The organism is Slackia sp., from assembly GCF_977041755.1.
Window position 1 is genome coordinate 1 of sequence record NZ_CDRRGL010000089.1, and the last position, 7,712, is coordinate 7,712.

Consider the following 7,712-nt stretch of genomic DNA (forward strand, 5'->3'; position numbering starts at 1 on the left):
TTTCATCGATAAAGCGCTCGTAATGGCCCAGGTCAAGGTCGCCTTCATGGCCATCGTCGGTTACGAACACCTCGCCATGCTGAAACGGGCTCATCGTGCCCGGGTCGACGTTGAGGTACGGGTCGATTTTCTGCATGGTCACATGGTATCCGCGGGCTTTCAAAAGATGCCCGAGCGATGCCGCCGTAATACCCTTGCCCAACGACGAAACCACGCCGCCCGTCACGAAAATGTGCTTGGCCATGATGCTCCTTTGCGCTTGTCGTGCCTTCTTCTTGCAACATGCGCCGCACCCAAAATACGCTTGCGCGCAAGCACATGCCTCACTCAAACGTTTTTCTATTTTACGCGCGCAGCGCCCAAGAGCCACGCCCGTTTTCAAAGGAATGCGGTGTTTTTACATAGCGGAAACACAGTCGCCCACATGCGTTGCGCAGAGCGCTAAAATAAGTCGTTCATGCATACGCGCGCTTCGCGTGCCACGTCCAGATTACCAGGAGGCTTTATGCGCATCGGTTTCGACAATGACAAATATATCGCCCTGCAGGCGGAGCATATTCGTGAGCGCATCGGCCAGTTTGGCGGAAAGCTGTACCTCGAGTTCGGCGGAAAGCTCTTCGACGACCACCACGCAAGCCGCGTTTTGCCAGGCTTCCAGCCCGACAGCAAAATTCGCATGCTCAAGCAGTTCGCCGACGATGTGGAAATCATCGTCGCGATCAACGCCAACGATATCGAGAAAAACAAGATGCGCGGCGACTTGGGCATCACCTACGACGAAGACGTGCTGCGCCTGCTCGATATTTTCGCGAACATGGGCTTCGCCACGGCTGGCGTCGTTATCACGCGCTACGAGAACCAGCCTTCCGCCGCGGCATTCCGCCAGAAGCTCTCGTCGCTCGGCGTGAAGAGCTATTTGCACTACCCTATCGCTGGCTACCCCTACGATATCGCGCGCATCAATTCCGATGACGGTTTCGGCAAAAACGAATTCGTGGAAACCACGCGCCCGCTCGTCGTGGTAACCGCACCCGGCCCGGGCTCGGGCAAGATGGCCACCGCTCTCTCGCAGCTCTATCATGAGCACAAGCGCGGCATCGAGGCTGGCTATGCCAAATACGAGACGTTCCCCATTTGGAACCTGCCGCTGAAGCATCCCGTGAACGTCGCCTACGAGGCCGCCACGGTCGATTTGGACGATGCAAACGCAATCGACCCGTTCCATTTGGAGGCATACGGCGCCACAACCGTGAACTACAACCGCGACATCGAAATCTTCCCCGTTCTGAAGAGCATGCTCGAAGGCATTTTGGGTGAAAGCCCCTACCAGTCGCCCACCGACATGGGCGTGAATATGGCCGGCCTCGCCATTTGCGACGACGACGCCTGCCGCGATGCCGCGAAGATGGAAATCGTGCGCCGCTATTTCGCCGCCGCCGTTGACCAGCGCCGCACGGGCACGCATCTCGATCAGGTTCAACGCCTTGAGCTGCTCATGAACCAGGTGGGTGTCGACGCGAACTTCTCGCCTGCGCGCAAAGCGGCGCTTCTGAAGGAAGAGGCGACCGGAGCACCCGCGGGCGCCATGGTGCTGCCCGACGGCCGCGTGGTCACCGGCAAAACCTCCAACCTGCTTGGCGCGGCATCTTCCCTGCTTATGAATGCTTTAAAGGGCGTTTCGGACGTCGATGAAGACCTTTTCGTCATTTCCGACGAGGTCATCGAACCCATTTGCAAGCTGAAGAAGAACACCCTGCACGCGAATAACCCTCGCCTGCATTCCGACGAAACGCTGCTTGCGCTTTCCGTGAGCTCCGCAACCGACCCCGTGGCCAAAGAGCTCATCGACCACGCCGGCGACCTACGCGGATGCGACGCATTCTTCAGCGTGATCATTTCGGAAACCGACGAGAAGCTCTACCGCACGCTCGGCATCAACGTATGCTGCGAACCGAAATACGAAAAGCGCCGCTTCTTCCATAAATAAAGTGCCAGTGGCACTTTATTTCCCAAACCTTCGCGCCCGAGCGGGCGCCGCCCGGCTCGGCATTAGCCGAGGCCGGGCCTTTCTGCCAGTGGCACTTTATTTCCCAAACCTTCGCGCCCGAGCGGGCGCCGCCCGGCTCGGCGAAAGCCGAGGCCGGGCTTTTTGTGAAGGCTCGCCTTCCCTTACGCTCGCGCCCAAACAAGCACTGTCCGCTCGAAACCGTATTGAGCCATAAAAAATGCCCGCATTGCTGCGGGCATTTTGTTTTACTGCTTGCGATCGTCGCGGAAGAATACCCTCGACGCTTCGGCATAGAAGCCATCGCTCTTATAGCGCAACAGAATGGTGGGATTGTTGCTCTTGCGCACCAGCACGCGATCGATGGGCTCGTCGAGAATCACGATTTCGCCATCGACGAAGTAGCTCGCCTCGCGGCTTTCAGGGTTCTTCGAGAGGTCGATTTCCACAATGTCGCTCGGGCCGGTAATGACCGAACGCGAAAGCAGCGTATGCGGAGCCAAAGGCACAACGACCAAGCCGCGGAACTCGGGCGAGCACAGCGGGCCGCCCGCGGAAAGCGCATAGGCGGTAGAGCCCGTTGCCGACGAAACGACCAGGCCGTCACCGCGCATGTCGACCACATGCGTGCCGGCGATGTTGATGCCGAAATCGATGATACGGCCCAACTCGCCGCGCGTGACCGAGAACTCATTCAGCGCAAAACGACTAGCGACCTGAGTCTCGCCGCTCCACAGCTCAATATGCAGGCTCGAGCGCTCCTCGCGCACCACATCGCCCGCAAGCGCAGCCGCGACAATGGGAATCACGCCATCTTTGGAGGAATTCACGAGGAAGCCCAAGTGGCCGAAATTGATGCCCAAAATAGGCACACGATGCTTGCCCACAAGACGGGCGGCGCGAAGCATGGTTCCGTCGCCGCCAAGAGAAACCACCATGTCGAACGACTTCACATCGATGTCGTCGCACATATCGATGACCGACTCGATGGAAAGCGGCATGGAATCGAGTTCGGTGTGCCCAATTCCCTGCGACTCCAAATACGTCGCAAGCATCATCGACGCGTCGATGGCCTCGGCGTTGGAGTTGTTGCGGATAATCAGGATGTTCATGGTGCCTCGTTTCACGATTTGTACCGCTCGCGCTATGATTGCGGTTGATTTGCAATCGACTTTAACCGCATTAGTATACCCAAACATTAAGGGCAACATGACTACTACGAACAATTCCATAACGAACGAACCCAACGAAGACGCAGAAGGCGCTGCCTCCGACGTCGCAAACGTCGGATCGTCCGCCGCGCTCATTTCATTCTTCGTCATTATCTCGCGTATCACCGGCTTTATGCGCACCTGGGCGATGGCCTTCGCCTTGGGGTCCACCATGCTCGCTAGCTCCTATCAGGTGGCGAATAACCTTCCCAATATGCTCTACGAGCTCGTTGTGGGCGGCATGCTGGTAACCGCGTTTCTGCCCGTCTACGTCTCGGTGAAAGATAGACTCGGCGTTAAGGGCGGCAACGAATACGCATCGAATCTGCTCTCGCTCACGTTCATTCTGCTTGGTTTCGTCGCGCTGCTCTGCACCATTTTCGCGCCGGCGCTCATTTACACCCAAAGTTTCATGAACGACCAATCTACGATGGGCGACGCCATCTTCTTCTTCCGGTTCTTCGCGATGCAAATTGTGTTCTATGGCATTTCGACCATCGTAAGCGGCCTGCTCAACGCTTCGCGCGATTACCTATGGTCGTCGGCTGCGCCTATCTTCAACAACATCATCGTAACCGCGACCTTCGTCGCATACGCCTTTGTAGCTCCGAGCAATCCCGAACTCGCTAAACTCATCATCGCAATCGGCAACCCGCTTGGCGTGTTCATGCAAATGGCCATTCAATTGCCGGCGCTGCGCCGAAACGGCATCAAATTGCGCCCGCATGTCGACCTGCATGACCCCGCCCTCAAGGAAACGCTTTCGATCGGCGTACCCGCCGTCGTGGTTATGACTGCCGGCCTCGTGATCGTTTCCGTTCAGAATTCAGCCGCCTACGGCTGCCTCGACAACGGCCCCTCCATTATTGCGTACGCGCGCCTGTGGTTCACCCTCCCCTACGCCTTCCTCACGGTGCCCATCACCACAACCATGTTCACTGAAATCTCGCACATGATTGCAAAGGGCGACACCGACTCCTTCAAGCGCGGCGTAGTCTCGGGCAGCAAACAGATCCTGTTTTTCATGCTGCCGTTCATGCTCTATCTCATTGTGTTTGCAGAACCCCTGGTCACGCTCTATCACATCGGCGCATTCACGCAAGAAAACATCTGGCAAATCGCAAGCTACCTCATTGTGCTTTCGATTTCGCTGCCGTTCTATGCGGTGAATACCTATTTGCAAAAGGCGTTTTCCGCGCTGCGCGCAATGAAGCCCTATTCGGGCCTTATGCTGTGCGCGTCCGTTTTGCAGATTGCATTCATCATGGTATTTTCAACGCCGGCCGCAGGCGCTCTCAACCTCGGCATCGTCGCCGTTGCTTTGAGTGAAACGGTCTTCTACATCGTGCTCGATGTGGCATGCTTCGCATATCTGCGCCATCGACTTGGCGCGTTTGGCTTGGGCGGCATGGTCGCATCGGCCGTTCGCTCGTTCGTCCTCGGCGCCGCAGGCGCCTTCGCGGGCTGGCTTGTGATGCAGGGCTGCATGGTAGTGGCGCCCATGAACGGCTCTATCATCAATGCCCTCATCAGCATCGTCGCAGGCGGCCTCACGGCGCTTGTCGTAACCTTCGGCATCGCATTGAAACTTCACCTTGAAGAAGCGAGCTTCGTGGCAAACATCGCGAACAAAATCGCAAGCAAACTTCATCGATAAGAGCCACATCGATCCGACTCGCAAGACGAGAACACTTCCCCGACCTGCTAAATGCTCGTAGCGTTTAACAGGTCGAATCCCTCAAATGCTAAGACCTGCTAAATGCTCGTAGCATTTAGCAGGTTGGGCCATTAGATCGCATAAGGAAATCACGGCAAAGAGACGACAGCTCAAAAAATGCCGCGCTCAAAGCTCGCGTGCTCAATGCGCAGAGCGTCCAATAGGCCGAGCCGCAGGTTGCAAAGGGTAATTACCGGCAAAAGCCCGGCAGCATCACAATGCCGCCGGGCTTTATCGCGAGTAAACCTGTTTAACGCTACGAGCATTTAACAGGTTTTTGAAACGGGTCGCGTAAAGCCGGGCTCGGTCGTGAGAACCAGCGGGCCATCTTCGGTAATGGCGACCGTTTTTTCAAAATGGGCGCTTGGCTTATGGTCGCGCGTCGTCACGAGCCAGCCATCACGGCCCACGCGCGTTTTACGAGTCCCCATGTTAATCATGGGCTCAATTGCCAGCACCATGCCAACCTCAAGTTCTATGCCGCTATGAGGGCGCCCATAATTAGGCACATTGGGGTCTTCGTGCATATGACGACCAATGCCATGGCCCACATAATCGCGAACAACGCCATATCCTTGCGCCTCGGCGATGCTCTGAACGGCATGGCCAATGTCACCGAGATGATTGCCAGCACGCGCAGCCGAGAGACCCGCCCACATGCATTTCTCAGTAGTCTCGAGCAGCATGGCAACATCACTCGATACTTTACCGATGGGGTACGTCCAGGCATTATCTCCAACCCAGCCATCAACTGTGGCGCCCGTATCAATCGAAAGAATATCTCCTTCGCGAAGAACTGCCTTAGACGAGGGAATGCCGTGCACGATTTGATCATTCACCGAGGCGCAAATGGAACCAGGAAAGCCGCCATAGCCCTTGAAGACCGGGATTCCGCCTTCAGCACGAATGAGCGTTTCAGCCAATTCATCGAGCTCGAGCGTCGACACGCCTGGCTTTGCCGCCTCGCCCACTTTGCGGAGCACATAGGCGGAAAGCCGTCCCGCCTCCTTCATCGCCTCAATTTCTGCAGGTGATTTCTTAATGATGTTCAGCCTCATGAAAAGCCTTCTTTCAACGCATAACGCACGCCATGCTACCACAAAAGAAAAGCCCGCTCCGAAGAGCGGGCTGTAAACCATCGCATGGTGGATACGACGGTTGCAATTCAATGAAGGCTACTCAGCAGCCTGATCGAAGTTGCGAGAAACGGCAGGGTCGACAGAAATGCCAACGCCCATGGTGGAAGAAACCGTAATCGACTTGATGTACTTGCCCTTGGCCGAAGACGGCTTCATGCGAACAATCTCGTCGTACACGGTGCCATAGTTCTGGGACAGCTGCTCAGCGGTGAAGCTCGCCTTGCCAATGATGACGTGAGCAATGCCGTAGCGGTCAGCACGGTACTCGACCTTGCCGCCCTTAAGCTCAGAAATGGCCTTGGCAACGTCCATGGTCACGGTGCCGAGCTTGGGGTTCGGCATCAAGCCACGGGGACCAAGAATTTTGCCCAGGCGGCCAACCTTGCCCATGAGGTTCGGGGTAGCCACAGCAGCATCGAAGTTAATGTTGCCAGCCTGGATGTCGGCCACGAGGTCATCGGAGCCAACGATATCGGCGCCAGCCTCACGGGCGGCGTCAGCCTGCGCGCCCTCAGCGAAGACGGCAACGCGGACAGTTTTGCCAGAGCCGTTCGGCAGGGAAACCATGCCGCGCAGCTGCTGGTCGGCCTGACGAGTGTCAATGCCGAGACGGAAGTGAACTTCGACGGTCTCGTCGAACTTCGCAGAAGAGCATTCCTTGACGAGGTTCATGGCCTCGACGGGAGCGTAAAGCTTGTCCTTCTCGACCTTAGCGAGGGCAGCTTTGCGATTCTTGGAAAGAGACATGTCTTTCTATCCTTTCGTGGTAATGGCGGGTTTTCTTCAAACCCTTCCACTTACGTGGTGATGGCGGGTCATGAGACCCTTCCACTTACAGTGCGTTCAAATAAACGCGATGCGAAGATTACTCTTCGCGGCCAGCGAGCGCAGCAGCGAGCTTCTTGGAAGGCACATAAACCTTCTTCATCTCGCGGCCCTCGATGCGAACGCCCATGGAACGGGCGGTGCCAGCAACGATCTCCATGGCGGCCTCAATATCGTTAGCGTTGAGGTCGGGCATCTTGATCTCGGCGATTTCGCGGAGCTGATCGAGGGACAGCGTGCCCACGGTCTTCAGCTGCGGAATGCCAGAGCCGCTCTTAATACCGAGCTTTTCCTTGATGAGAACAGCCGCCGGAGGAGTCTTGCACACGAAGGTGAAGGTTTTGTCCTCATAGATGGTGATTTCAACAGGGATGATGGTGCCGGACTGCTCCTGCGTAGCGGCGTTAAACGCCTGGCAGAACTGCATGATGTTGACACCCTGAGCACCCAGAGCGGGGCCGACCGGAGGAGCCGGGTTAGCAGCGCCAGCCGGAATTTGCAGCTTAACGAAGCCGGTAACTTTCTTCTCAGCCATTGTCGTTGTTTCCTTACCTTGCCGTTTTGTTATTTCCCATACACAGCCACTGCAAGAGAAGCCCTGTCCACCCAGGCTCACAGCGGCTGGGAATAGCCAAAATTAGATGGTCGCAACCTGGTCGAACGTAAGCTCGACAGGAGTTTCGCGGCCGAACATGGATACCATGACCTTGACTTTGCCAGCCTCAGGCATGACTTCAGAAATCGTGCCATCAAACTCGGCAAAAGGACCGCTCGTAACTTTGACAACCTGCCCAACTTCCAGAGAAGACGACACG

Annotated in this window: 7 protein-coding genes and 1 pseudogene; 2 read left to right on the top strand and 6 right to left on the bottom strand. The window is 56.5% G+C overall.

Going from position 1 to position 7,712, the window contains the following annotated elements:
* Positions 1 to 244, bottom strand: a pseudogene (locus tag ACWI8T_RS06980) (CTP synthase); the annotation flags it as partial.
* 261 nt (positions 245 to 505) lie between these two features.
* Here ACWI8T_RS06980 and ACWI8T_RS06985 point away from each other — a divergent pair.
* On the top strand, positions 506 to 1,987 hold the full coding sequence (locus ACWI8T_RS06985) for a DUF1846 domain-containing protein (RefSeq protein ID WP_449138426.1): 1,482 nt from the start codon (positions 506 to 508) through the stop codon (positions 1,985 to 1,987).
* Positions 1,988 to 2,253: 266 nt separating this feature from the next.
* Here the strand turns inward: ACWI8T_RS06985 and ACWI8T_RS06990 are convergent, their stop codons facing one another.
* Entirely contained in the window at positions 2,254 to 3,117 is an 864-nt protein-coding gene (locus ACWI8T_RS06990) for an NAD(+)/NADH kinase (RefSeq protein ID WP_114614922.1), read from the bottom strand.
* Between the two features lie 97 nt (positions 3,118 to 3,214).
* On the opposite strand from ACWI8T_RS06990, the gene murJ reads away from it, so the two are divergent.
* Entirely contained in the window at positions 3,215 to 4,873 is a 1,659-nt protein-coding gene (gene murJ, locus ACWI8T_RS06995) for a murein biosynthesis integral membrane protein MurJ (protein WP_449138427.1), read from the top strand.
* A gap of 326 nt (positions 4,874 to 5,199) precedes the next feature.
* Here murJ and map read toward each other — a convergent pair whose 3' ends face one another.
* The 4 genes from map to ACWI8T_RS07015 form a co-directional block, all read right to left on the bottom strand.
* Positions 5,200 to 5,991 carry a type I methionyl aminopeptidase gene (map, locus tag ACWI8T_RS07000; RefSeq protein WP_449138428.1) on the bottom strand — a complete coding sequence of 264 codons (792 nt, stop codon included), beginning with the start codon at positions 5,989 to 5,991 and terminating at the stop codon, positions 5,200 to 5,202.
* A 117-nt stretch (positions 5,992 to 6,108) separates the two neighbouring features.
* A complete protein-coding gene (rplA, locus tag ACWI8T_RS07005; RefSeq protein ID WP_123218710.1) occupies positions 6,109 to 6,819 on the bottom strand; it encodes a 50S ribosomal protein L1 in 711 nt (236 codons plus the stop codon).
* Positions 6,820 to 6,937: 118 nt separating this feature from the next.
* Positions 6,938 to 7,432, bottom strand: a complete 495-nt coding sequence (rplK, locus tag ACWI8T_RS07010) for a 50S ribosomal protein L11 (protein WP_114614918.1) — start codon at positions 7,430 to 7,432, stop codon at positions 6,938 to 6,940.
* Positions 7,433 to 7,534: 102 nt separating this feature from the next.
* The coding region (locus ACWI8T_RS07015; protein ID WP_449138429.1) for a KOW motif-containing protein at positions 7,535 to 7,712 on the bottom strand (178 nt) is incomplete at its 5' end.